Source organism: Nocardia sp. 149-1B (genome assembly GCF_057747975.1).
Map to the genome: position 1 here is coordinate 915,244 of NZ_CM173233.1, position 22,930 is coordinate 938,173.

Consider the following 22,930-nt stretch of genomic DNA (forward strand, 5'->3'; position numbering starts at 1 on the left):
AGGCGGCCCGAAAAGACTGATGTGAAGTGCTTTACAGAAAGTACTTGACAAGTTGTGATGGCCGTTACTAGCGTCGCGTCCGCCGCGGCACGGCGTCTCTCGGGGTGACCGGCTCGTGAGTGCGCGACGGCCCGATCTAAGGAGAAGTGCGTGACCAAGAAAGTCCACCTCACCAGGCGTCGCCTGGTCGCCTTGGCCGCGGTCGCGACCATGTCCGTCACGGCGTGCAGTGCGCCGGGCTCGGACGGCTCGGAGACCACGAACGAGAACCGCGCGGTGAGCACGGAGCTGACCGACAAGGACGTCACCCTCGAGCTCTACCTCGAGACGGGATTCCCGCTGGTCGAGGAGCTCAGCAAGGAGTTCACCAAGCAGCACCCGAACATCACCTTCGACATCCGCAGCGACCAGTTCGCGACCCTCACCGAGAACGCCCCCCGGGTGATGTCCGGTGACGATGCTCCTGATCTGATCCGGCTGCCTCAGGTCGTGGACGCGGCCAAGGACGGTCAGCTGCTCGACCTCGATCCCTACTTCGATGCCTACGGCTGGGACGAGTTCCCGGCCTCCCAGCTCGAGCAGCTCCGGGTCTCCGACGACGGGACCCGCGGCACCGGCCCGCTCTATGCGCTCGGGGTCGGCTACTCGGTGACCGGGGTCTACTACAACAAGGACATCGCCGCCGAGATCGGGATGAAGGAGCCGCCCGCCACGATCGCGGAGCTCGAGTCGGCCATGGCCGACGCGAAGGCCGCCGGTGAGCTGCCGATCATGCAGTTCAACGACATCGGGGGTGTCGCGTTCCCGTTCCAGGCCCTGCTCAACCAGTACGCGGACCCGGCCGACATCTCCAGCTGGATCTTCCAGAAGCCGGGCGCGACGATCGACACCCCGGCCGCCGTGGAGGCCGCCCAGCACATCGCGGACTGGGCGGAGAAGGGCTACTTCCCCTCCGACGCGAACAGCCTCGACTACACGAACATGGTGGGCCGGTTCAGCAAGGGGGAGGGACTCTTCTCCTTCAACGGCGACTGGGAGTCCGCCAACCTGGACAAGTCGATGGGCGACAAGGTCGGGTTCTTCCTGATGCCGCCCGCCGAGGCGGGCAATGCGCCGGTGGCAATGGGCGCGCCGAACACCTACGTGGTGCCGGCCAAGGCCGAGCACGCCGATGAGATCGTCTACTTCCTGAACTGGATCCACACCGACGAGACGGCCCGCAAGATCGTCGTCGAGCAGGGAGGCGCCGCACCGGGTGGCCCGACGTCCCTGTCGGTCCCGGAGGTCCCGGAGACCTCGCTGACCCACCAGACGCTGCAGGGGGCGCAGACCATCGGTGAGTCCGGTGTCCTGGTGGACTTCATCGCCAACTCCACCTCGGGGATCTACGCCAACTCGATCCGTCCCGAGCTGCAGTCCCTGCTCGATGGGCGCACCTCTCCCGAGGACGTCCCGAAGGCGCTCCAGGCGGCCTACGAGGAGGAACTCGCCTCGTGACGTCGATGCACGACGCGGCGGTCCGCCCCCAGGAGGGGCGGGCCGTCGTGCCCCGGCGGCGCCGGTCGGCGTCCGCGCCCCGGACGTCGCGGAACTGGTCGCACCTGGTCTTCGTGGCTCCGGCCCTGGCGATGTACGGGTTCTTCGTCCTCAAGCCGCTCGCCACCTCGGTCCAGTACTCCCTCTACGACTGGAACGGCATCGGCGCCTCGACCTGGGTCGGGCTCGACAACTACCAGCGGGTGCTCACGGACAGCGACCAGCTGCAGATCATCGCCCACGCGTTCGAGCTCATCGTGTTCTTCACCGCCGTTCCCGTCGCGCTCGGACTGGTTGCGGCGGCGCTGATGCACGGGCTGCCGCAGGGCTCGTTCGCGACCGTGTCGCGGACGGTGCTGTTCATCCCGCAGGTCATCCCGCTCGTGGCTGCGGGCATCGTGTGGGACTGGGTCTACTCCAGCGACGGGATCGCGAACCAGATCCTCTCGGCCGTAGGACTCGGTGGCATCACGCGGCCCTGGCTGGCCGACTTCGACACCGCGCTCCCCGCGGTGGGGCTGATCGGGTCCTGGGTCATGCTCGGGCTCTGCACCCTGCTGCTGCTCACCGGGATCGGCAAGATCGACCCGGCGCTCTACGAGGCCGCTCGCATCGACGGTGCGAGCCGGGTGCGCGAGTTCATCCACGTGACGTTGCCAGGGCTGCGGCGCGAGATCGGCGTGTGCATGACCGTCACCATGATCGCGGCCCTGGCGAGCTTCGACATCATCTACATCTCAACGCAGGGTGGCCCCGGCCGGTCGACCATGGTCCCGGGCGTCGAGATCTACCGCCTCGCCTTCACTGAGCGGGAGATCGGCCAGGCCTCGGCCATGGCCGTCATCCTCATGGTGCTGGTGCTCGCGACGATCATCCCCATCCAACGGCTGACCCAGAGGGCCGACTCGTGACCGCACCCGCTCGAGGACAGCACGCAGGACGAGCCCTGCTCGTGCTGTTCATGGTCCTCACCCTGATCCCGTTCGTGACCCTGTTCTCCACGGCCCTCCAGCCGGCGGGCAGCATCCCGACGGGGGTCAGCTGGCCGTCGGACCCCCAGTGGGGCAACTTCGCCGACGCGTGGCGGGTGGCGAACCTGACCCCGCTCATCGGCTCCAGCCTGATCATCGTGCTCGGCGTGGTGCCGGCTTCACTCGTGCTCGCGACGTTCGCGGGCTACGGTCTCGCCACGCTCCGGGTGCCGTTCGCCAACGGCATCTTCACGGTGTTCGTCCTCGGGCTCACGATCCCGTTCGAGTCCCTGATCACCCCGCTGTACTACCAGATCCAGGGATTGGGGTTGCTCAACACCCGATGGGCGCTGATCCTGCCCCTGATCGCGCTGTACATGCCCTTCGGGGTGTTCTGGATGAGGGCGCACTTCCTCACGGTCCCGCCCGAGCTCACCGAGGCCGCCCACATCGACGGCGCGGGCCCGTGGCGTGCCTTCCGGCACATCCACCTGCCGCTGGCGATGCCGGCCCTGTCGTCGCTGGCGATCCTGCTCTTCCTGTGGACCTGGAACCAGTTCATCCTCGCCGTCGTCATGGTCGACGACCCCCTGAAGCGGACGATGGCGGGCGCGCTCGGCGCGTTCCAGGGCAGGTACGGCACCGACATCGTGCTGCTCTCCGCCGGGGCCCTGCTGATCATGGCGCCGACCGTGATCGTGTTCGTGCTCTTCCAACGTCAGTTCTCCAAGGCCCTCCTCCAGGGTGCCGTCAAGGGCTGACACGCCCGCGCACGCCCCTGGCCGCCGTACCCCTACCGCTAGGAACCTCTTCATGCCCCAGTACGACCTGCCGGAGCGCGAGCTCGCCACCTACCGGACCGTCGCGGTCCCGCCCGTCGACCTCGCGCCGTTCTGGGAGAAGACCCTCGACCAGGCCCGAGCGTCGTGGTGGGCTCCCGAGGTCGAGCAGGTGGACGCGGGACTGAGGGTCGTGGATGTCTACGACGTCACCTTCAGCGGCTTCGCGGGCGATCCCATCAAGGGCTGGTACCGCCGGCCCGCGGGTGTCACCGAGGAGCTGCCCCTCCTGGTCCGGTACCAGGGCTACACCGGCGGCCGGGGGCTCCCTCACCAGGTGGGTGTGTTCCCAGTGGCGGGCTACGCCACGCTCGACATCGACGCCCGCGGTCAGGGCACCGGAGCGGGGTACGTCGGCGACACCGCGGATCCGCACGGACACGGCCCGACGTACCTGGGCGGGTTCATGACGCGCGGCGTCCTCGACAAGGCCGAGTACTACTTCCGCCGCCTGTACACCGACGCGGTTCTGGCCGTCGACGCGGCGAAGAGCCTGCCAGGTGCTGCGCCGGACCGCGTTGCCGTCCACGGCGTCAGCCAGGGCGGAGGCGTCGCGCTCGCGGTGGCCTCGCTGCGCGACGACCTGTCCGCCGTGATGGCCGACGTGCCCTTCCTGTCCGACTTCCCGCGGGCGGTCACGACCGCGTCGACCGGGCCGTACCTCGAGCTGGCGAGCTACCTCGCCAGCCACCGTGACCACGTCGAGCAGGTGATGAGCACACTCGGCTACTTCGACGTCGCCCACCTGGTCGCGCGCGCACAGGCTCCGGCGCTGCTCTCGGTGGCACTCATGGACACGGTCTGCCCGCCTTCGACGGTGTACGCCGCCTACAACGCCTACGCGGGCCCGAAGCAGATCCACACCTATCCGTTCAACGACCACGAGGGCGGCCAGTTCCACCAGGAGGCGATCCAGATCCGGTGGCTCCGCGACCATCTGGCCTGACGACCGGGCCCGAAGCCGTTCGCCCCGGAATCCCCGTCTCCCCATCCCACCGGCCAGGAGGCCACGTGTCGCACGTCCAGGACCGACGCAGCAGGGGTCCGCAGCTGATCGCCTATGCCGACCGGCTCGGGGGTGATCTCGCCGGTCTCGAGAAGGTGATGGTCGACGCGTTCGAGGACGTCTTCGACGGCGTCCACGTGCTGCCGTTCTTCCACCCCTTCGACGGGGCGGACGCCGGCTTCGACCCCGAGGACCACGCCCGGATCGACCACCGGTTGGGTGACTGGGCCGACCTGCGCCGGCTCTCGGAGGGGAGGCGGGTGATGGCGGACGTGATCGTCAACCACATGTCCACGCGCTCAGAGCACTTCCAGCGGTACCTGGTGGAGGGAGACGACTACGAGTTCGCACCCCTCTTCCTGACGTTCTCGTCGGTGTTCCCCGACGGTGCGTCGGAGAGCGATCTGGCCCGTGTCTACCGGCCGCGACCCGGCCTGCCGTTCACGACGATGACGGTCGCCGGCGAGCGCAGGCTGATCTGGACGACCTTCACCTCCGAGCAGGTCGATCTGGACGTCAGGACCCCGGAGTTCTGGACCTATCTGACGAGCGTGGTCGATGCCCTCGTCGACAGCGGAGTGAGCATGCTCCGGCTCGACGCCGTCGGCTACACCGGGAAGCGTGCGGGAACGAGCTGCTTCATGACCTCCGACTCCGCGGCTCTCGTCGAGCGCATCAGCGACTACGCCCATGACCGGGGCGCCGAGGTCCTGCTCGAGGTCCACGGTCACTACGAGCTGCAGGTGGAGATCGCCCGGACCGTCGACTACGTCTACGACTTCGCGCTACCGCCGCTCCTGCTCGACGCGTTGGACCGGCGTGATCCCACCGCGCTCGCGCGCTGGATCTCGGTCCGTCCCGCCAATGCGATCAACGTCCTCGACACCCACGACGGCATAGGTGTCATCGACGTCGGGCCCAGCCAGGGGGAAGACGCTCGACCGGGGCTGCTGGACGAGAGCGAGATCGACGCGCTGGTGTCCTCGATCCACTCGAACAGCGGAGGGTCGAGCCTGCAGGCGACCGGAGCCGCAGCCTCGAACCTGGACCTGTACCAGGTCAACTGCACCTACTACGACGCCCTCGGACGTGACGACGACGCGCTCCTCGTCGCCCGCCTCGTCCAGCTGTTCCTCCCCGGGATCCCGCAGGTCTACTACGTCAGCCTGCTCGGCGGCACCAACGACATGGACCTCCTCCGGCTCACGGGCGTCGGTCGTGACGTCAACCGTGCGCGGCTGACTCCGCAGGACGTCGCCGAGGCGCTCCAGAGGCCGGTGGTCCAGCGACAGCTCGCGGCGATCCGCCTGCGGTCCGAGCATCCCGCGTTCGGCGGCACGTTCACCGCCGAGCAGTCCGGCCCGGAGCTCCGCCTCCAGTGGCGCCACGGCCGCGACGATCTCTGTCTGACCGTCGACTTCGCCACGCGACAGTTCACGCTCACCAGCGAGGCCGGACCGGTCGCGTCTGTGTGACGCGCCGGCAGCCCTCATTCTCGGCGCGACTCCAGCACGACGAGGCGCTGGGTGGCGCGGGTCATCGCGACGTACCGGTCGACGGCGCCCTCGATGCCGTCCCCGAACGACCCCGGGTCGACCAGCACCACCAGGTCGAACTCCAGGCCCTTGGCCAGCTCGGGGGTGAGCGCCCGGACCCGCGGTGACGCGGGCAGGACGCTCCCGAGCGGCCGGGTGCTGATCACGCATGCGATGCCCTCGGCGTGCTCGGCCAGCCAGGAGTCGAGCAGGCCGGTCAGCTCCGCGGTGGACCCGTGGTGCACGGGTACGCCGGTGGTGCGCACCGACGTGGGCACGTTGGCGTCGGGCAGCGCCGCGCGGATCACCGGTTCGGCCTCGGCCATCACCTCGGCGGGCGTCCGGTAGTTGATGCCCAGCGACGCCAGCTCGACGTGGTGGAGCCCGACCCTGGTCAGCCGCTCGTGCCATGACTCGGTGAAGCCGTGGCGCGCCTGGGCGCGGTCGCCGACGATCGTGAAGCTGCGCGAGGGGCAGCGCAGCAGCAGCATCTGCCACTCGGCGTCGGTCAGCTCCTGCGCCTCGTCCACGACCACGTGGGCGAACGGCCCGGCGAGCAGGTCGGGATCGGCCCGGGCCACCACGTCCTCGTCGACCAGCGCCTCCTGGAGGTCCTCGACGCGCAGCATCGACATCACCATCATCTCGGAGTCGTCGGAGGCGACCAGGTGGTCCACCACGCGATCCATCTCCTCGCGCGCAGAAGCGAGCGCCGCCTCGCGGCGACGCCGTTGCCGGGCGGTGTCGGGGTCGCCCAATCGCTGCCGGGCCGCGTCGAGGAGCGGCAGGTCCGACACCGTCCACGCCTGCGGGTCGGTGCGTTGGAGGCGTCGTACCTCGGATGGTTCGAGCCAGGGGGCGCACCGGCGCAGGTACGCCGGCACCGACCACAGGTCACCGAGCAGCTCGGTCGCCTCGACCAGGGGCCAGGCCCGGCTGAACGCGTCGACGAGGTCGGCGTTGCGCACCAGCGCCCGGCGCAGCTCCTCCTCGGTGACCTCGTCGGTGACCGCGGCCCCGGAGTCGTGCTTGTCGACGAGGATCGCCAGCAGCGCCTCCCAGACCTCGTCGCGGGCCTCGTTGTGGGGGGTGCCCGGCGCGGGCGACTCGAAGGCCTCGACCCAGTCGTCGACGCTGAGCCAGAGGTCGGCCCACGGGGTCTCCACCACCATCGGCTCGGTCGGCGGCTCCTCCCACAGGCGCACCGCCGGCTCGATCGCCCCCACCATGTCCGCGGTCGCCTTCAGCGCCGCCACCGCGGGGTCCGCCTCGGGCGCCGCGGTCGCCCCTTCAGGCAGCAGGTCGCGCAGCGTGCAGGTCTGCACCCCCTCCTCGCCCAGGCTGGGCAGGACGTCGGCGACATAGGCCAGGTACGGCTCGTGCGGGCCGACGAACAGCACGCCGCCACGCCGGTGGCCCAGCCGCGGATCGGCGTAGAGCAGGTACGCCGTGCGGTGCAACGCGACCACGGTCTTGCCGGTCCCCGGACCGCCGTCCACGACCAGTGCGCCGCGCGATCCGGCGCGGACGATCGCATCCTGGTCGGCCTGGATGGTGCCCAGCACATCGCGCATCCGCGGCGACCGGGTGCTGCCGAGGCTGGCGATGAACGCGGACTGGTCGTCCAGCGCCGCGTGGTGCCCGGTCAGTCCGGCCGCGGTGAACACCTCGTCCCAGTAGTCGGTGACCCGGCCCCGGGTCCAGCGATAGCGCCGGCGGCTCGCCAGCCCCATCGGGTGGGCGTGCGTGGCGGCGAAGAACGGCTCTGCCGCCGGCGAGCGCCAGTCGACCAGCAGGCGGCTGCCGGTGCTGTCGGTCAGGCCGAGGCGCCCGACGTACGTCGGATGCGGGGCGTCGGTGCTCACCACGTGCCCCAGGCACAGGTCCAGGCCGTAGCGCTGCAGCGTCCGCAGGCGAGCGGTCAGCCGGTGCACCTCGAGGTCGCGGTCCATGGCCTCCTGGCCGGTGCCGCCTGCCCGCCGGCGTGCGGCATCGAGGCGCGTCGACAGGTCGGCGACGGACTCCTCGATCGCACGTGCGATCGCCGCGAAGTGCTGCTCGTCCCGGCCGATCAGGGCCGGGTCGGACTTCGCCTCGAGTCCGCCGGTCAGGTCGAACGCGCTGCCGGTCGTGCTCTCGGTCGTGCCTTGTGTCCTGCCTTCGGTCATGCGTGATCCCCCCGTGCGTCTGGCTCCGGCCGGTGATTCTGCGGCCCCGAGGGGGTCTTGCCGCAAGCCCCCTGCTGCGCTATACGTTGGTAGTGGAGAAGGAGCGGGGTGCCCCCGCTCCTTTCGTCGTCTCCGGCCCTCTCGCGGGCCCTGGGACGTAGGCCTCTATCGCAGGTCTTCGGCGGCCGTCAGGATGACGATGAGGCGGGGAGTGGCCGCCTCGGAAGGTGACCGCCATGACGACGTGGCACTCGACGGACGACCAGGGCCTGGTGGAGATCGCGGAGCCTCCCCAAGGCGTGATCCAGATCCAGCTCGAGGAGGTCGGTCGCCACTCCTGGAAGAGCGCGATGTTCGGGGCGGTCATCTCCGCGGCCAGCTTCGGACCCGTGTTCCGGTTCGTCGCGACCACGCCGGGCGTGGGTCACGGAGAGACCGACCACGCTGGGGTCAGCGTGAACTTCCCGCTGGCGTTCCTCCAGGAGCTCGACGACGACACCGCGAGCGACAAGTGGGTCCAGCTGGCGCACCAGCGCCTCGCCGAGCTCGACGCCGAGCTGGTGCGCATCGGCTGGCATCGACGACCCGATCGCGGCCCGCACTGGTGGTCGCTGCGCTACGAGTGGTGAGTCACACCCGCCCCTCAGGTCCCACCTGGCAGCCGAACCCCGCGACGGCGCCGCCGGCCGTCTCAGGCTCGCAGCCCCTCGGCGATCTCGGCCAGGGCGGCTGAGAGGTCCACGGTCGGTGCCCAGCCCCAGCGGCGGGCACGATCGGCGCGGATCCGCCCGGTCCACGCGGGCCCGTCGTCCCAGACCGGGTCCACGTCGAGGGCCTGGGTGACCGTCTCGTAGTAGTCGCGGGACGTGCCCGGGTCGGCCGCGAGGTTGACCGCCGTGCAACCGCCGGCGACCGGTCCGTCCGCCGGGTCCGCCGCGGCAGCGATCCGGCCGGCGGCGAGGTCGGCGAGGAACGCCGCCAGGTCGTCGGCGTGCACCCAGGAGAACGTCTGCTCCGGAGGCACCCGGCGGGCGGACGCGTCGGTGCGCATCGCCGCCGGGTGCAGCGTGTTCCAGACCGAGGTGTCGCCGCTCCCGAGGATCGCCGGTGGCCGGACCAGCACCCGGGTCAGGCCGTCGACCGCTGCCAGGGCTGCGTCGGTGTCGCGCTTGGTGAGGGCGTACGCCGGGGCGTCATCGCCGACCAGGGCCGCGTGCTCGTCGACGTCGCCGACGCCGGGGGAGCGGTCGTAGACCGCAGCGGTCGAGACGTGCACGAGCCTCTCGACCCCCGAGCTCGCTGCCGCGCGCGCGAACGCCTGGGTCGCCTCGATCCCGACCCGGCGTTGGGTGCCCGGGTCGCTGCCCATGGGGTGCACGGTGGTGACCGCGGCGTCGGCGCCCGCGGTCACCTGGGCGGCGAACACCGGGTCGCCGAACTCACCGACCCGCTCCTGGACACCGGAGAGCCGGGGCGCGGACCCGGCTCGGCGTACGACGGCGCGGACCGTCGCGCCCCGCTCGACCAGCGCCGCACAGACTCGCGACCCGACCAGTCCGTTGGCTCCGGTCACGACCACGACAGGGGAGGCGTTCATCTCTCCACGATGGCAGAGGGGTGTTCTCCTGGCGGCAGCCCCTGGTCGATCAGGCCCTCCCAGCACTCCAGGAAGTCGCGGGTCAGCTCGGCGTTGGCGTCGAGGGCGCCTGAGACGACCGCACCGGTGCGCACCATCATCAGCTGGCGCGCCGTGGCGCGCGGCGTCGGGTGCCCGGCCTGCCGCAGCAGCTCCTCGAGCCGCCCGGTGACCCACTCGCGGATCTCCCGGGCGTGCTCTCGGGACGGGTGGGTGCCCGTGAACTCGGCGGAGGCGTTGATGAACGGGCACCCACGGCTCATGCCGGCGAAGTCGTCACGCGTGAGGGCCGTGCCGAGCTCGGTGAGCGCGCCGCGGGGGTCGCCCGGGTGGGCGGCGATGATGCCCTCGACCTGGGCGTGGTCGGACTGGGAGCGACGTTCGAGGTACGCCGCGATCAGGTCGTCCTTCGAGGGGAAGTGCCGGTAGAGCGTGACGCGGGTGACCTGAGACTCGGCGACGATGCGCTGGATCCCGACCGCGTGGATGCCCTCCTCGTAGAACAGCCGGTCCGCCGTCCGCAGGATGCGTTCGCGCGCGGGGGAGGGCCGGACCTCGGGTGCTGCGGTCATCGTGTGGGGGCTGCTCCTCGCTGCTCGCGTGCCGGTCGGCCGTGCCGGCGGCTCTTGCCACCGCCGGGTGCTGGCCCTACGTTATCCCGAAGTAGGTAGATCGATCGGTCTACCTCATTCGATGCGGAGGATCCCGATGGTCACCAGCGCTCCCGTCCTGTTCATCCACGGCCTCTGGCTGCACGCCCGGTCGTGGGACCCGTGGATCGACCACTTCACGGCCGCCGGGTACGCCGCGTCCGCACCCGGCTGGCCCGGCGAGCCTGACTCGGTCGCGGCCGCGCGCGAGCGGCCCGACGACGTCGCCGACCACGGCATCGACGACGTGGTCGCCCACTACGCCCAGCTCATCGGCTCGCTGCCCGCCAAGCCGGTGCTCGTCGGCCACTCCTTCGGCGGGATGATCGCCCAACGGCTGCTGGGGGAGGACCTGGCCGCGGCCGCGATCGCGATCGACGCGGCTCAGATCAAGGGCGTGCTGCCGCTGCCGCTCTCGGCCCTCAAGGCGACGCTCCCGGTGTTCAAGAACCCCGCCAACCGGCACCGGTCGGTCTCGCTGAGCGCCGACCAGTTCGCGTTCGCCTTCGGCAACGCCCTGACGCGCGAGGAGTCCGACGAGCTCTTCGAGCGGTGGTCGATCCCGGCGCCCGGCAAGCCGCTGTTCGAGGCGGCCGCGGCGAACTTCAACCCGCACTCCCCGGCCAAGGTGAACACCGAGAACGCCGGCCGCGGGCCGCTGCTGCTCGTCGCCGGCGGGCGGGACAACACCGTCCCGGAGACCGTCACCCGGGCCACGCTCAAGCAGTACCGGCACAGCGAGGCCACCACGGACTTCCTCGAGCTCGAGGACCGGGCGCACTCCCTGACCATCGACCACGGCTGGCGAGAGGTCGCGGACGCCTGCCTGTCCTGGCTGCGCGAGCAGGGGCTCTGAGGCATGGACCTCCGACTGAGCGGCCGGACCGCCCTGGTCACCGGAGCGAGCAAGGGCATCGGCCTGGCCATCGCCCGCGCGCTGGTCGACGAGGGGGTCTCGGTGGTCGCCGGCGCGTTGACCGGCAGCCCGGAGCTCGACGAGCTGGCGGCGGGTGCCGACGTGCACCCGGTCTCCGTCGACCTCACCACGCCCGACGGCCCGGCGGCGCTGGTCACCGCGGCGGTCGAGGTCCTCGGCGGGCTCGACATCCTCGTCAACAACGTCGGTGCCGTGCGACCGCGGCTGGAGGGCTTCGTGCCGCTGACCGACGACGACTGGGAGTGGGGACTGACGATCAACCTCCTCGCGGCGGTGCGCACGATGCGGGCCGCGATCCCGCACCTCGACGGGCGGCCCGGCGCCAACATCGTCACGATCAGCTCGGTCAACGCGTTCCTCCCCGACCCGGGGGTCATCGACTACAGCGCCGCCAAGGGCGCGCTGACCAACCTGTGCAAGTCGCTGTCGAAGGAGCTCGGCGGTCGGGTCCGGGTCAACACCGTCAGCCCCGGGCCGGTGCGGACCGACCTCTGGCTCGGCAGCGGTGGCGTGGCAGCGACCGTCGGACGGGCCGGTGGGACCGAGGCCGCGGAGGTGGTCCGCCGCCAGGAGGCCGCCGCGCCCACGGGCCGGTTCACCTACCCCGCGGAGGTCGCCGACCTCGTCACGTTCCTCGCCAGCGACCGGTCGGCGAACATCACCGGCAGCGACGTGGTCATCGACGGCGGGCTGATCACCACGCTGTGAGCCCCGGGCAGGCTCAGATGACGCCGGCCGCCCGGGCGGCCTCGGCGTACGCCGCCGCCAGGGAGGCGACGGTCTCATGGGCGTTGAGGCCGCTCGGGTTGGGCACCACCCAGAGCTCCGCGCCCGCCAGCGGCTCCGGCTGGCGCCCGAGGGTGGCCCGGCGCTGGCCGAACGCCGCCCGGTAGGCCGTGATGCCCGCGACCGCCACCACGCGCGGCGCCGTACGCCGGACCGTCTCGACCAGCTCCTGCCCGCCGGCCCGCAGCTCCTCGGCGGTGAGCTCGGAGGCGCGGGCGGTGGCCCGGCGCACGATGTTGGTGATGCCGATGCCCCGCGCGCGCAGCCGGTCGCGGTCCTCGTCGGTCATGCCCGCCGAGGGACTGATCGGTTCGGCGATGATCCCGGCCGCCAGCAGGGCGGGGTAGAAGCGGTTCACCGGGTGCGCGAAGTGGGTCTGGGTGGCCGCGGTCCACAGTCCGGGGTTGATGCCGACGAACAGCAGCCTCAGCCCGGGCCCGACCAGGTCGGGGACCTCGGCGTCGCGGTAGGCCTCGAGCTCGGCGCGGGTGAAGCGGGGCACGACGCGAAGCCTGCCACGGGCCCGGGTCTGCGCCGGAACCGTGGCCGGGCGGCTACCGTCCCATCACCATGCGACGAACTCTCGGAACGCTCGCGATCGTCCTCGTGCTCACCGGCTGCGGGGAGGGGGTCGACACGACCGCGTCCCCGCCCGCCCAGGTCCCGGAGGTCGTGCTGGTCTCGCAGACCGCCGGGCGCGGCACGGTCGAGGACCGGGCGACCGACGTGACCGCCGAGGCCGACCTGACGTCGTACGTCGCGCAGTTCGACGACCCGCTGGCCGCGAAGGTCGTCCGGGCGGCTGGGAGGCTCGACGGCAGCACCGTGCTGGCGCAGGTGGTGTACGTCGGCTGCGGGGCACCGTCGAGCGCGCAGCTGCTGGGCGACGTGATCGCCCCGGCCAAGGTCGCGGACGAGACGAAGGAGTGCCTCGCGCCGGTGACGACCGTGGCGCTGGCGGCCACCGGTCAGGGAGTCGCCGGCGGCGAGTAGGTCACCTCGACGGCGTTCGCGACCCAGCGCTGGAAGCCGTCGGAGGGGTCGTTGAGCACCGCCACCCGGCCGTTGCGGTTCTTGGCCACCATCGTGGAGGAGCCGCCCCCGTCGAGGTTGACGGCCTCGTCGGCGCCCAGGTCGATCATCAGGTTGGCGAGCTCCACCATCGTGTAGCCGCGGCTGTCGGCCTGGCGTCCGTCGACGACCAGCAGCAGCACCTCCCCGGTGTCGTCGTCCACGCCGACGGCGGTGCGGGGGTGCATCGCCCGGTCGTCGACGGCGCGGATGATCCCGTCGTGCACCAGGAAGTGGTTGCCGCTGATCGCCATCTGGGGGTGGCCCTCGAGCGACCAGCGCACCTTGATCCTGCTGCCGACGGGCAGGCCGTGCTGCAGGGCCGCGGCGCCGTCGCCGCGGCCGACCAGCAGCAGACCCTCGATGGGTCGGTCGTTGCTGAGGCGGGGCCGGTTGGTGACCACCCTGCCGTCGACCACGGTCACCGCACGCACCCGCTGGGTCTGGCCCTGGCTCACGCTGTAGCCGGCGGTGCGCCCCCAGCGGGGTGTGTAGATGCCGATCCCACCGGGGGTGACGAACGGCGAGTTGAGGTTCGTGACCTTGAGCTTCGGGTGGTAGAGCACCTGGGCGGTCATCGGCAGGTCGCCGATGCCGGCGCGGCCCCGGCTGTCGATGTAGAACGCGTTGTTCCACCCGTCCTGGCGCGCGTGCAGCAGCCCGCGCTGGCGGTCCTTGCCCAGGCCGAGCGGCGCCCCGGTGTGGCCGATGTCGTAGAAGTCGCCGTTGACCCCGGCGACCGCGTGGTCCTGCGCGAGGATCTCCGGCACCGGTGCGACACGGCGTACGGCGCCCATGCTCGCGTAGTCGATCTTGAGCCCGGGCGTGCTCGGGTCGATGGTCAGCAGGTGGGCGGTGATCGGGCCGCGAGCGTCGGTCTGGCTCCAGCGGGTGAACCTCACTCCGGGAGCGACCTGCCAGCTGACCCGGCTGGTCTGGGTCGGGACGCGCCGCGCCGACGGTGGCAGCGGGGCCGCGATCTCTCCGGGCTCGTCGCCCGAGGTGTGCTGTGGGTGCAGCGTCCGGGGCTGGGCATCGTGCCGGCCCGGGGGACGGCCCTGGTGACCGGTGGGCGCGTCGTCGCCCGGGTCGCCGGCGAGGGCGGGACCCGTGGCCGCGAGCAGGCACGCGGCGAGACTGGCCGAGAGGAGGCGGGTACGCACCTCTCCAAGGCTATGCCTCTCACCGCCGGGGTTCGGGAGGCGGCGGGCCGTGTCCTCGAGTGGCTCGGGCTCAGGAGCAGGGGCCGTCGCCGAGGGCGGCGAGCCCGGCCAGGTCGCCCTCGCCGAGGTGCCGCTGGCCGGTGGTCTCGGCGTACATCAGCTGCGCCGGGTCGTCGACGTGACCGAGCCCGAGCAGGTGTGCCAGCTCGTGCTCGACGACCGCTCGCTGGAGCTCGACCCCGCCGGGCCGCTGACCCATCTCGGCGAACGCGTCCCGGTCCAGGGCCACCATCCCGGTGACGTAGGCCAGCCGCTCGGGGCTCACCGGCCGCGCCTCCGCGCCGCCGATGCCGGCGACGTCTCCGACCAGCGCGGGGACCTCCTCGGGCGTCGCCCAGGCCACGAGCACCGGGGCCGCGGGTCCGGTCGGCCCGGATCGGCCCTCGAACCTGCGGTCGTCGGTGGCGCCGTCGTAGCGGAACCGCAGGCCGGTGGCCCGCTCGAGGTCGTCGACCGCGTCGGCGACCTGGGCGAGGTACCCGGCAGGTGCACCCTCCGGGTTGACCACGTACGCGATCTCGCGGCAGCCGTCCCACGTCACCGGTGCCAGGCCGTCGGGCTGCATCCTCGCGAAGGAGTACCCCGCGCCGCCCGCTCCGGTGGGGCCGGCCGGGTCGACGATCGTGAACGTCAGGTCCTGGCCGATGCCGAGCATCTCGCGGAGCCGCTCGCCGCCGGGCAGGGGGTTGAACGCGACCAGCAGCGCCGTCAGCACCAGCGCGAGCAGCAACGAGGTGGAGGTGTGAGCGTGGCGTCGTGCCCCCACGCGCCTCCGCGGCGGCCGATGCTCGAGGCGGCCCAGGTCTCGCAGCAGCCTGCGGATCTCGCGGTCGTGGCGGCGCCGGGCCAGCCGCTGCGCGAGGTCTGTGAACACCACCCGATTGTCCGGCGGTCGAGGCCGCGGGGCCGGCGTTTCGCCGATCTCGCACGGCGGGGCCGCCGCGGGGCCGGATCCTCTAGGGTCGGGTCCCGTGGCGAGGCCGTGGAACCTGTTCGTCGAGGGGGACAACCTCGACGTGCTGCCGCGGGTGCCCGGCCTGCTGGGCGGCCCGGTCGACCTGGTCTACATCGACCCGCCCTACAACACCGGCAACGACTTCGCCTACCGCGACGATTTCCGCGGCCACGACGCCTGGGTGGCGATGATGCGCCCCCGGCTGCTGGCCGCCCGCGAGGTGCTCGCCGAGACCGGGGCGATCTTCGTGAGCATCGACGACAACGAGGTGGCCCACCTGCGGCTGCTGATGGACGAGGTGTACGGCGAGCAGGGCTTCCTCGCCCAGGTGGTGGTGAACCTCAACCCCAAGGGGCGCCAGCTCGGCCGGGGGTTCGCCACCAGCCACGAGTACCTGCTCGTCTACGCCCGCGACGCCCGTCGTACGGTCCTGGACGCCACGACCCACGAGACCGTCGACCCCGGTGACTTCCCCCTGGCCGACCCCGACGGGCGCCGGTTCCGGCACCTGCCGCTGCGCAACACCAACAAGAAGTTCAACCCGGTCACCGCGCGCACGCTGCACTTCACCGTCTGGGGAGACCCGGAGAGCGGCCGGGTCGCGACCGCGCCGTTCGAGGGTGCGGTCGAGATCGGGCCGGTGTTCGGCGACGGGACCCCGGCGGTGTGGCGGTGGAGCCGCCCGCTCATCGAGCAGCGACCCGGAGACCTGGTGTGCCGGCGGGTCAAGGGCCGCGCCGGCGAGCGCATCGACGTGTTCCAGAAGGACTGGCTGCACCCGGTCGCGGCGGGGGAGGCGCCTGGTGTGCGACGCAAGAAGCTCCGCACGATCTGGCTCGCCGAGGAGGTCGGCTCCACCGACACCGCGGTCGCCGAGCTCAAGGAGATCGTCGGGCACGTCTTCGAGTCCCCGAAGCCGACGGGGCTGGTGCGGCGGATCCTCGGCACGATGCCCGACGACGCGGTCGTGCTCGACTTCTTCGCCGGCAGCGGCACCACCGGCCACGCGGTCGCGCTGCAGAACCTCGCCGACGGCGGCACCCGCCGGTGCCTGAGCATCAACTCCGCAGAGCCCACCCGCGAGGGCTCCAATGCCCGCGCCGCGGGCCTTCTGACGGTCGCCGACATCACCCGGGCGCGCCTGCGGGCGGTCGCGGACGTCGTGGGCGGAGGCTTCGAGGAGCTGGCGCTCTAGAGCCCGGCCGCCTTCTCCATCGCGCCGACCTCGTCGTCGAGGTGGGTCAGCAGCCGCTGGAGGTGCGGCACCGTGCGGCGGCAGCCGATCACGCCGAAGCCCATGTTGCCGTCGTACGACGTGCAGGTGATGTTCAGCGCCATCCCGTTGATCGGGATCGAGAGCGGGTAGTTGCCGACGAGCTTGGCGCCGTTCCAGTAGTGCGTGGTGCGCGGGCCCGGCACGTTGCTGATGATCAGGTTGTACGGCGGGCGCACGATGCCCTGCAGGCGCAGCATCGGGGCGACGATCGCGGGGGCCTGGCCGAGCGCGCTCATCGCCAGGATCTGCGTCGGAGTCATGCTCGCGAGCGCGTCCTTGCCCTCGAGCATCGACTGGTGGATCGCGAGCAGCCTGTCGGCCGGGTCGACCAGGTCGGTGCCCAGGCGGCACATCACCGCGCCGATGGCGTTGCCGCCCTCGACCGAGGCGATGTGCGACTCCTTGGCCTTGAGCCCGATCGGCACCATCGCGACCAGTGGCGTCTCGGGCAGGGCCTCGAGCTCGAGCAGGTAGGTGCGCACCGCGCCGCTGCACATCGCCAGGACCACGTCGTTGATCGTGGTGCCGGTGGCCTTGCCGATCGCCTGCAGCCGCTCGATCGGCCAGTCCTGGGCGGCGAACCTGCGCGAGCCGGTGATCTTCTGGTTGAAGATCGTGCGGGGGGCGTGCAGCGAGATCGAGGACGTCTCGTTGCGCACGCCCTTGGTGATGGTGCGGACGAGTGCACCGGGCATGCCGGCCGCCTCCGTGAGGATGCCGAGCCCTTGGTAGAGCGCCTGTCGCGCCACCTGGGCCGGCAGCTCCGTGAGGCTGGGACCGGAGTCGCGGGCGACGGGCCGGGGGCCCCGGGTGCGGGCGTCCCAGGGCGCCGGCATGCCGCTGCGGGAGGGGTCGGTGGTCAGCACGCTCTGCAGCAGCCGCATCGCCGAGATGCCGTCGACGAGCGCGTGGTGGGTCTTGGTGTACAACGCCACCCGCCCGTCCCGCAGGCCCTCGATGACGTGGGCCTCCCACAGCGGCCGCTCCCGGGCCAGGCGGGTGCTGTGCAGCCGGCCCGCGAGGTCGAGCAGCTCGCGGACGCGGCCCGGCCGGGGCAGCGCGCTGTGCCGCACGTGGTGCTCGATGTCGAACTGCTCGTCCTCGACCCACACGAGCTGTCCGGCGGTCGCCAGCGATCGGTGCGGCCGCTTGGCGAACAGCGGCGCCACCTCCGAGACGTCGCGCATCGCCTCGTACATCTCTCGCCCGTAGTCGCGACCGGCGCCCTCGGGCCTCTCGAAGAGCTGGAGACCGCCGACGTGCATCGGCATGCTGCGGTTCTCGGCGAGCAGGAACGCCGTAGCCGTCGGGTCGATGGGTGAGACCACGCGTCCCCCGCTTCCTCGTCGTAGCGTCGTGGCATCGAGCGTCCGACTATGACCGGTCGTGACGTGTGCCACAAGGCCGTCTCACGTGACACCCGGGCTCAGTGGTGCTTCTTCCCGTGCTTCTTGCCCGGACCGGGACCCTTGCCGTGCTCGACCTTGCCGTGGGCGCGGCCATGGGGGCGGCGGTGCGGATGTGCCTTCGGGTGCGGGGCGGGGTCCGCCGGAGGATCGGGTGCGGCCGTGGACGGCGCCGGATCGGGTACGTCGCTCACGACCCACAGGGTCACCCGGGCCGCGGCGCCGGCGTACGGTCCCGGGTCGGGGGACTGGTCCACGACCTCGCCGGGTCGGCCGCCCTCGGCGTCCTCGCGCGCCACCTCGAAGCCGGCACGGTGCAGGATGCGGGTGGCGCGGCCGACCTGGAGCCCCTCGACGGTGGGGACCATGAGCTCGGAGGCGCCCGCGGACGGGACGTCGCGCCGCTGCAGGGCGAGGAGCCCGAGACTGCCCGCGAGGACCACCGCGGCCGCCGCGATCGCGAGCAGCCGGCGCCGGTTCCACCCGGGTGGGGCCGCGGGTGCGGGCGGGCGCATGCTCATCGGCGGGAGCACCGGACCGGGCCGGAGGGCTGCCAGGCACCGCTCGGCGACCTCGGCGGCCGTCGGCCGGACCGCCGGGTCGCGAGCCAGCATCGAGGACACGAGGCGGCGGAGCCCGGCCGGCACGGTGGCTGCGAGCTCGGGGGCGTCCTCATGGAGGCGGGCGAGCACGGTCGCGGCCTGGGTGTCGCGGTGGAAGGGCGAGGTCGCGCTGAGGCACTGGTGCGCGACCACGCCCAGGCCGAAGATGTCGGAGGCCGCCGTCGCCCGCTGCCCCTGCACCTGCTCGGGGCTGAGGTAGTCGGCGCTCCCGATGATCAGCCCGGTCTCGGTGAGTGGCTCCATCGCGTCCGAGCGGGCGACCCCGAAGTCGACGAGCACCGCCCGGCCGTCCGGGGTGACCAGGATGTTCGACGGCTTCAGGTCGCGGTGGACCACCCCCGCGGTGTGCGCGGCTTGGAGGGCGCCGGCCACGTCCGCCACCAAGGCGGCGGCCCGAGGGGCGGGCAGGGGGCCCTCCTCGCGCAGGACCTGCGAGAGCGGGGTGCCCTCGACGTACTGCATGACGACGTACGGCGCGGCCCCGTCGGGGCGTGGCTCCTCGCCGTAGTCGTAGACCTGGACGACGCCGCGGTGGCGCACCGTGCCCGCGAGCCGCGCCTCGACCCGCAACCGGGTCCGGGTGACCTCGTCGACGCCGCGGCCCTGGTGCAGCACCTTGACCGCGACCGGGCGGTCCAGCCGGGTGTCATGGGCGCGGAAGACCGTGCCCATGCCGCCCGCGCCGATCCGCTCGACCAGGCGGTAGCGGCCGCCCAGGAGGTCTCCCTTGTCCACGGCCGGGCGGTACCCACCGCCCGGTCACGCGAATCTCCCGGAGAGTTCCGCCGGGGTTTCCTTGCCGCGAGGCGTGGTGTCCACGAGGGTCGTCGTGCCCCTCCGTCGCACCGCAGGCCAACTTCTCGGGAGTCCCCCATGCTTCGTCGTCCGTTGCTCGCGCTCGTGTACGCCGTCCTCGTCGCCGGCGGTCTGGTCGCGGTGCCGTCCGCGGCCCACGCCTCCGACTACTCCGCGCCGCTGACCCAGGCGATCGCCGACCTGCCGACAGCGGCTGAGTCGCGCACGGGCTACTCCCGCGACCTGTTCCGCCACTGGATCGACGCGGACGGCGACGGGTGCTCGACCCGCGCCGAGGTGCTGATCGCCGAGGCCGAGGAGGCTCCGAGCGTCGGCACCGGCTGCTCGCTGACCGGCGGCCGGTGGTACTCCTACTACGACGGGGTGTCCCAGACCTCCGCGTCGGCACTCGACGTCGACCACCTGGTGCCGCTGGCCGAGGCATGGGACTCCGGCGCCGGCGACTGGTCCAGCGCCACCCGTGAGGCCTACGCCAACGACCTCGGCGACCGGCGCACGCTGGTCGGGGTCACCGCGTCGGTCAACCGCGCCAAGGGCGACCAGGACATCGCCGAGTGGCTGCCGGCCCAGCAGCAGTGCCGCTACCTGCGCGAGTGGGTCGCGGTGAAGCACCGCTGGCGGCTCACGGTCGACAGTGCCGAGCGGACCGCGATGAGCTCGCTCGCCGCCGGATGCACCGACAGCACGATCACGGTCACGCTCGCGCGCTGATCGGCCCGCTGCCCGGCAGGCGGTCCGGCCCGCCCGCTGTCCACAGTGACCGGTCTGACAGGCCCTTCCCCAGGCCGTCCGCGGCTCGTCGCTCGCGGTCCGCGGGTGCTCCTAGCGTCGCTCCTGCGCCGGACCTCCCGGCGCCACGAGCACCTCGGGAGCCACCCCATGAAGACCACCCTCCTCGTCTCCGCCGTCGCCGCGACCGCGTTCGCCTGCGGGCTCGGCGCGGCAGCGGCCGCCACCGTCGACCCACCGCCGGGCGACACGATCGTCGAGGTCACCGGCGACGCCGCCAACGGCTTCGAGATCCAGCACTACGACGGCACCGGCGAGTTCCCGCCGACCGACTCCGAAGCGGCCGCGGAGTGCTCGGAGTACGACACCCGCGTTGCCCGGGTCCGCTGCCGCACCGAGGTCCGCACCTGGTACCGCGACCTCGCCGACCTCCAGCAGGCCCTCGACTATGCCCACACGCAGTAGCAGCGCAACGTGGGTTGATGGTCCGGCCTCGTCCTCCTCACCGGGGGGCGTGGGAGGATCGCGGCCATGGAGGCGGGGCCGCTGGACCGGATGTGGGACCGGGGCCGGACGTCGGTCCGGGCCCGGATCCGACGCTGGCAGTCCAAGTCCTGGCAGATCGCGCAGTGTGCGCTCGCCGCCGCGGCCGCCTGGCTGATCGCAGCCGACGTCCTGGGCCACCAGACCCCGTTCTTCGCGCCGGTGGCGGCCGTGGTCGCGCTCGGCACCTCCTACGGTCAGCGGCTGAGGCGGGTCGCCGAGGTCACGGTCGGGGTGGCCGTCGGGGTCTTCCTCGCCGACCTGCTGGTGGCCGGGCTCGGGTCCGGCTGGTGGCAGATCGGGCTGATCGTGGCGCTGGCGATGTCGTCCGCGTTCCTGCTCGACGGCGGACAGCTGTTCGTGACCCAGGCGGCCGTGCAGTCCATCGTCGTCGCCTCCCTGGTGCCCGACCCCGGCGCGGCGTTCACCCGGTGGACCGACGCGGTCATCGGTGGGGCGGTGGCGTTGGTCGCGGCCACGGTGGTGCCGGCGGCCCCCCTGCGGCGCCCCCGCGAGCAGGCCGCCGTCGTCATGCGCAAGACCGCCGCGCTGCTGCGCGCCGCGGGCGAGGTGATGACGGACGGCGAGTCCGCGCGGGCGATGGCGCTGCTGGCCGACGCGCGCTCGACCGACTACCTGATCCTGGAGCTCAAGGCTGCCGCTGACGAGGGGCTCTCGGTGGTCGCCTCCTCACCGTTCCGGGTGCGCCACAAGGGCGACCTGCGCACGATGGTCGAGCTCGTCGACCCGCTGGACCGTGCCCTGCGCAGCACCCGGGTCCTGGTGCGGCAGACCGCCGTCGCCGCCTACAGGCGGCGTCCGGTCCCGGGGTCGTACGCCCTGCTGGCCCTCGACCTGGCCGACGCGGCCGACCAGGTGGCCGACGAGCTGGCCGAGGACCGGATGGCGACCGCGGCTCGTGGTGCGCTGCTGGCTGTAGGCGATGCGACGGCCCTGGTCGAGCGCACCGAGCTGCTCACCGCTGACGCCATCTTGGCCCAGCTGCGCTCGGTGGTCGTCGACCTGCTGATGGTCACCGGGCTCGACCAGCTGGAGTCGACCGAGGCGCTGCCGCCGCCTCCGCGATGAGCGAGCGGCCCGCACCGCGCTGGGTGCTGCACGTCGATCTCGACCAGTTCATCGCGGCGGTCGAGGTGCTGAGGCGTCCCGAGCTGGAGGGCCTGCCCGTCGTGGTGGGTGGCCGCGGTGACCCGACCGAGCGGGGCGTGGTCGCGACGGCTTCGTATGAGGCACGGGCGTTCGGCGTCGGGTCCGGGATGCCGCTGCGCGTCGCCGCGCGTCGGTGCCCCGACGCGGTGTTCCTGCCGGTCGACAAGCCCGCCTACGACGTGGCGTCCGCACAGGTGATGGCGACGCTGCGCGGGCTCGAATGGGGTGGCGTGCCGGTCGTGCTCGAGGTGCTCGGCTGGGACGAGGCGTTCCTGGCTGCCGGCCCCGGCCACGCCGACCTCGGCGACCCACGCGAGTTCGCGGAGCACCTGCGGGCCGAGGTGCTGGCCGCGACCCGGCTGCACTGCTCGGTCGGCATCGGAGACAACAAGCTGCGCGCCAAGATCGCGACCGACTTCGGCAAGCCCCGCGGCGTGTGGCAGCTGACCGAGGACGACTGGTTCGAGGTCATGGGGGAGCGCCCGACCACCGCGCTCTGGGGCATCGGTGCCAAGACGGCGAAGAAGTTGTCCGCGCTCGGCATCGACACCGTCGACGAGCTGGCCCGGTCCGACGCCCGGGTCCTCGCCGCCGAGCTCGGCCCGACGATGGGGCCGTGGTTCCACCGGCTGGGACGCGGGGTCGACACGAGCACCGTTGACGCGTCCCCGTGGGTGCCCCGCGCCCACGGCCGCGAGGAGACCTACCAGGAGGACCTCGAGGACTGGACGCGCGTTGCCGAGGAGGTGCGTGCGCTCACCCGCCGGGTGCTCGCCGACATCGACCGCGAGGGGCGGCCGGCCGCCCGAGTCGGCATCAAGGTCCGCTACCGGCCGTTCGTCACCGTCAGCCGCAGCCTCACGCTGCCCGAGGCGACCAACGACCCCGCTGTCCTCGAGGCGGCCGCCGTCGCGCTGCTCGACCGGGTCGAGCAGGACCGTCCGGTGCGCCTGCTCGGCGTACGCCTCGAGATGGTCGACCCACCCGGCTGAGCGGGTCGTGTGCCTGAGCCCGGGCTGTGGACCGTGGTCGGGCACACGACCCCGCGATCGTT

22 protein-coding genes are annotated in these 22,930 nt (G+C 72.3%); 14 read left to right on the forward strand and 8 right to left on the reverse strand.

What is annotated here, in order from left to right; all coding sequences use genetic code 11:
* The first annotated feature begins 150 nt into the window (after positions 1–150).
* From AC3ANS_RS04445 to gtfA, 5 genes are all read left to right on the forward strand, one after another.
* A complete protein-coding gene (locus AC3ANS_RS04445) occupies positions 151–1,497 on the forward strand; it encodes an ABC transporter substrate-binding protein (RefSeq protein WP_488294959.1) in 1,347 nt (448 codons plus the stop codon).
* 5 nt (positions 1,498–1,502) lie between these two features.
* A complete protein-coding gene (locus AC3ANS_RS04450; RefSeq protein WP_488296425.1) occupies positions 1,503–2,447 on the forward strand; it encodes a carbohydrate ABC transporter permease in 945 nt (314 codons plus the stop codon).
* Positions 2,444–3,268: a carbohydrate ABC transporter permease gene (locus tag AC3ANS_RS04455; protein WP_488294960.1), complete on the forward strand. Its 825-nt coding sequence runs from the start codon at positions 2,444–2,446 to the stop codon at positions 3,266–3,268. The genes AC3ANS_RS04450 and AC3ANS_RS04455 overlap by 4 nt, the downstream gene beginning before the upstream one ends.
* A gap of 52 nt (positions 3,269–3,320) precedes the next feature.
* Entirely contained in the window at positions 3,321–4,292 is a 972-nt protein-coding gene (locus tag AC3ANS_RS04460; protein ID WP_488294961.1) for an acetylxylan esterase, read from the forward strand.
* A 65-nt stretch (positions 4,293–4,357) separates the two neighbouring features.
* The gene (gene gtfA / locus AC3ANS_RS04465; protein WP_488294962.1) at positions 4,358–5,827 is read left to right on the forward strand and encodes a sucrose phosphorylase; all 1,470 of its coding nucleotides are present in this window, start codon (positions 4,358–4,360) and stop codon (positions 5,825–5,827) included.
* Positions 5,828–5,841: 14 nt separating this feature from the next.
* Here the strand turns inward: gtfA and helR are convergent, their stop codons facing one another.
* Positions 5,842–8,055, reverse strand: coding sequence for an RNA polymerase recycling motor ATPase HelR (gene helR / locus AC3ANS_RS04470; protein ID WP_488294963.1), 2,214 nt, complete (start codon positions 8,053–8,055; stop codon positions 5,842–5,844).
* A 236-nt stretch (positions 8,056–8,291) separates the two neighbouring features.
* Between helR and AC3ANS_RS04475 the strand changes: the two genes are divergently transcribed.
* Positions 8,292–8,684 (forward strand): hypothetical protein, encoded by a 393-nt coding sequence (locus AC3ANS_RS04475; protein ID WP_488294964.1) that lies wholly within the window; start codon positions 8,292–8,294, stop codon positions 8,682–8,684.
* 62 nt (positions 8,685–8,746) lie between these two features.
* On the opposite strand, the gene AC3ANS_RS04480 is transcribed toward AC3ANS_RS04475, so the two are convergent.
* Positions 8,747–9,652 (reverse strand): NAD-dependent epimerase/dehydratase family protein, encoded by a 906-nt coding sequence (locus AC3ANS_RS04480; protein ID WP_488294965.1) that lies wholly within the window; start codon positions 9,650–9,652, stop codon positions 8,747–8,749.
* The gene (locus AC3ANS_RS04485) at positions 9,649–10,263 is read right to left on the reverse strand and encodes a TetR/AcrR family transcriptional regulator (RefSeq protein ID WP_488294966.1); all 615 of its coding nucleotides are present in this window, start codon (positions 10,261–10,263) and stop codon (positions 9,649–9,651) included. The genes AC3ANS_RS04480 and AC3ANS_RS04485 overlap by 4 nt, the downstream gene beginning before the upstream one ends.
* Positions 10,264–10,399: 136 nt before the next feature.
* On the opposite strand from AC3ANS_RS04485, the gene AC3ANS_RS04490 reads away from it, so the two are divergent.
* Together AC3ANS_RS04490 and AC3ANS_RS04495 are read left to right on the forward strand one after the other, a co-directional pair.
* Positions 10,400–11,197, forward strand: coding sequence for an alpha/beta hydrolase (locus AC3ANS_RS04490; protein WP_488294967.1), 798 nt, complete (start codon positions 10,400–10,402; stop codon positions 11,195–11,197).
* Positions 11,198–11,200: 3 nt separating this feature from the next.
* Positions 11,201–11,986, forward strand: a complete 786-nt coding sequence (locus AC3ANS_RS04495; RefSeq protein WP_488294968.1) for an SDR family NAD(P)-dependent oxidoreductase — start codon at positions 11,201–11,203, stop codon at positions 11,984–11,986.
* A 13-nt stretch (positions 11,987–11,999) separates the two neighbouring features.
* Here AC3ANS_RS04495 and AC3ANS_RS04500 read toward each other — a convergent pair whose 3' ends face one another.
* Positions 12,000–12,566, reverse strand: coding sequence for a mismatch-specific DNA-glycosylase (locus AC3ANS_RS04500; protein ID WP_488294969.1), 567 nt, complete (start codon positions 12,564–12,566; stop codon positions 12,000–12,002).
* A gap of 68 nt (positions 12,567–12,634) precedes the next feature.
* Between AC3ANS_RS04500 and AC3ANS_RS04505 the strand changes: the two genes are divergently transcribed.
* Positions 12,635–13,057 carry a hypothetical protein gene (locus tag AC3ANS_RS04505; protein WP_488294970.1) on the forward strand — a complete coding sequence of 141 codons (423 nt, stop codon included), beginning with the start codon at positions 12,635–12,637 and terminating at the stop codon, positions 13,055–13,057.
* Here AC3ANS_RS04505 and AC3ANS_RS04510 read toward each other — a convergent pair.
* Entirely contained in the window at positions 13,033–14,298 is a 1,266-nt protein-coding gene (locus AC3ANS_RS04510) for a phosphodiester glycosidase family protein (RefSeq protein WP_488294971.1), read from the reverse strand. The genes AC3ANS_RS04505 and AC3ANS_RS04510 overlap by 25 nt on opposite strands.
* A gap of 70 nt (positions 14,299–14,368) precedes the next feature.
* On the reverse strand, positions 14,369–15,232 hold the full coding sequence (locus tag AC3ANS_RS04515; protein ID WP_488294972.1) for a matrixin family metalloprotease: 864 nt from the start codon (positions 15,230–15,232) through the stop codon (positions 14,369–14,371).
* Between the two features lie 97 nt (positions 15,233–15,329).
* On the opposite strand from AC3ANS_RS04515, the gene AC3ANS_RS04520 reads away from it, so the two are divergent.
* Positions 15,330–16,508, forward strand: a complete 1,179-nt coding sequence (locus AC3ANS_RS04520) for a site-specific DNA-methyltransferase (RefSeq protein ID WP_488294973.1) — start codon at positions 15,330–15,332, stop codon at positions 16,506–16,508.
* Here AC3ANS_RS04520 and AC3ANS_RS04525 read toward each other — a convergent pair.
* Together AC3ANS_RS04525 and AC3ANS_RS04530 are read right to left on the reverse strand one after the other, a co-directional pair.
* On the reverse strand, positions 16,505–17,917 hold the full coding sequence (locus AC3ANS_RS04525) for a WS/DGAT/MGAT family O-acyltransferase (protein WP_488294974.1): 1,413 nt from the start codon (positions 17,915–17,917) through the stop codon (positions 16,505–16,507). The two genes, AC3ANS_RS04520 and AC3ANS_RS04525, sit on opposite strands and share 4 nt — an antisense overlap.
* Before the next feature lie 98 nt (positions 17,918–18,015).
* Complete coding sequence (locus AC3ANS_RS04530; protein ID WP_488294975.1) at positions 18,016–19,353, reverse strand: serine/threonine-protein kinase; 1,338 nt, start codon at positions 19,351–19,353, stop codon at positions 18,016–18,018.
* Positions 19,354–19,491: 138 nt separating this feature from the next.
* Here AC3ANS_RS04530 and AC3ANS_RS04535 point away from each other — a divergent pair, with 138 nt between their 5' ends.
* The 4 genes from AC3ANS_RS04535 (at position 19,492) to AC3ANS_RS04550 (ending at position 22,868) form a co-directional block, all read left to right on the forward strand.
* A complete protein-coding gene (locus AC3ANS_RS04535) occupies positions 19,492–20,145 on the forward strand; it encodes an HNH endonuclease family protein (RefSeq protein WP_488294976.1) in 654 nt (217 codons plus the stop codon).
* A gap of 168 nt (positions 20,146–20,313) precedes the next feature.
* Positions 20,314–20,628 carry a hypothetical protein gene (locus tag AC3ANS_RS04540; protein WP_488294977.1) on the forward strand — a complete coding sequence of 105 codons (315 nt, stop codon included), beginning with the start codon at positions 20,314–20,316 and terminating at the stop codon, positions 20,626–20,628.
* 66 nt (positions 20,629–20,694) lie between these two features.
* A complete protein-coding gene (locus AC3ANS_RS04545; protein WP_488294978.1) occupies positions 20,695–21,795 on the forward strand; it encodes an FUSC family protein in 1,101 nt (366 codons plus the stop codon).
* Positions 21,792–22,868, forward strand: coding sequence for a DNA polymerase IV (locus tag AC3ANS_RS04550; protein ID WP_488294979.1), 1,077 nt, complete (start codon positions 21,792–21,794; stop codon positions 22,866–22,868). Before AC3ANS_RS04545 ends, AC3ANS_RS04550 begins: the two co-directional genes overlap by 4 nt.
* Positions 22,869–22,930 lie beyond the last annotated feature (62 nt).

What these genes read in the sequence shown, in the direction of transcription:
- AC3ANS_RS04450 (WP_488296425.1), top strand. Translation starts at nt 1,503, where the DNA reads ATGCACGACGCGGCGGTCCGCCCCCAGGAGGGGCGGGCCGTCGTGCCC.
- helR (WP_488294963.1), bottom strand. Translation starts at nt 8,055, where the DNA reads ATGACCGAAGGCAGGACACAAGGCACGACCGAGAGCACGACCGGCAGC.
- AC3ANS_RS04545 (WP_488294978.1), top strand. Translation starts at nt 20,695, where the DNA reads ATGGAGGCGGGGCCGCTGGACCGGATGTGGGACCGGGGCCGGACGTCG.
- AC3ANS_RS04550 (WP_488294979.1), top strand. Translation starts at nt 21,792, where the DNA reads ATGAGCGAGCGGCCCGCACCGCGCTGGGTGCTGCACGTCGATCTCGAC.
- AC3ANS_RS04495 (WP_488294968.1), top strand. Translation starts at nt 11,201, where the DNA reads ATGGACCTCCGACTGAGCGGCCGGACCGCCCTGGTCACCGGAGCGAGC.
- AC3ANS_RS04535 (WP_488294976.1), top strand. Translation starts at nt 19,492, where the DNA reads ATGCTTCGTCGTCCGTTGCTCGCGCTCGTGTACGCCGTCCTCGTCGCC.
- AC3ANS_RS04485 (WP_488294966.1), bottom strand. Translation starts at nt 10,263, where the DNA reads ATGACCGCAGCACCCGAGGTCCGGCCCTCCCCCGCGCGCGAACGCATC.
- AC3ANS_RS04490 (WP_488294967.1), top strand. Translation starts at nt 10,400, where the DNA reads ATGGTCACCAGCGCTCCCGTCCTGTTCATCCACGGCCTCTGGCTGCAC.
- AC3ANS_RS04475 (WP_488294964.1), top strand. Translation starts at nt 8,292, where the DNA reads ATGACGACGTGGCACTCGACGGACGACCAGGGCCTGGTGGAGATCGCG.
- AC3ANS_RS04505 (WP_488294970.1), top strand. Translation starts at nt 12,635, where the DNA reads ATGCGACGAACTCTCGGAACGCTCGCGATCGTCCTCGTGCTCACCGGC.
- AC3ANS_RS04460 (WP_488294961.1), top strand. Translation starts at nt 3,321, where the DNA reads ATGCCCCAGTACGACCTGCCGGAGCGCGAGCTCGCCACCTACCGGACC.
- AC3ANS_RS04480 (WP_488294965.1), bottom strand. Translation starts at nt 9,652, where the DNA reads ATGAACGCCTCCCCTGTCGTGGTCGTGACCGGAGCCAACGGACTGGTC.
- AC3ANS_RS04540 (WP_488294977.1), top strand. Translation starts at nt 20,314, where the DNA reads ATGAAGACCACCCTCCTCGTCTCCGCCGTCGCCGCGACCGCGTTCGCC.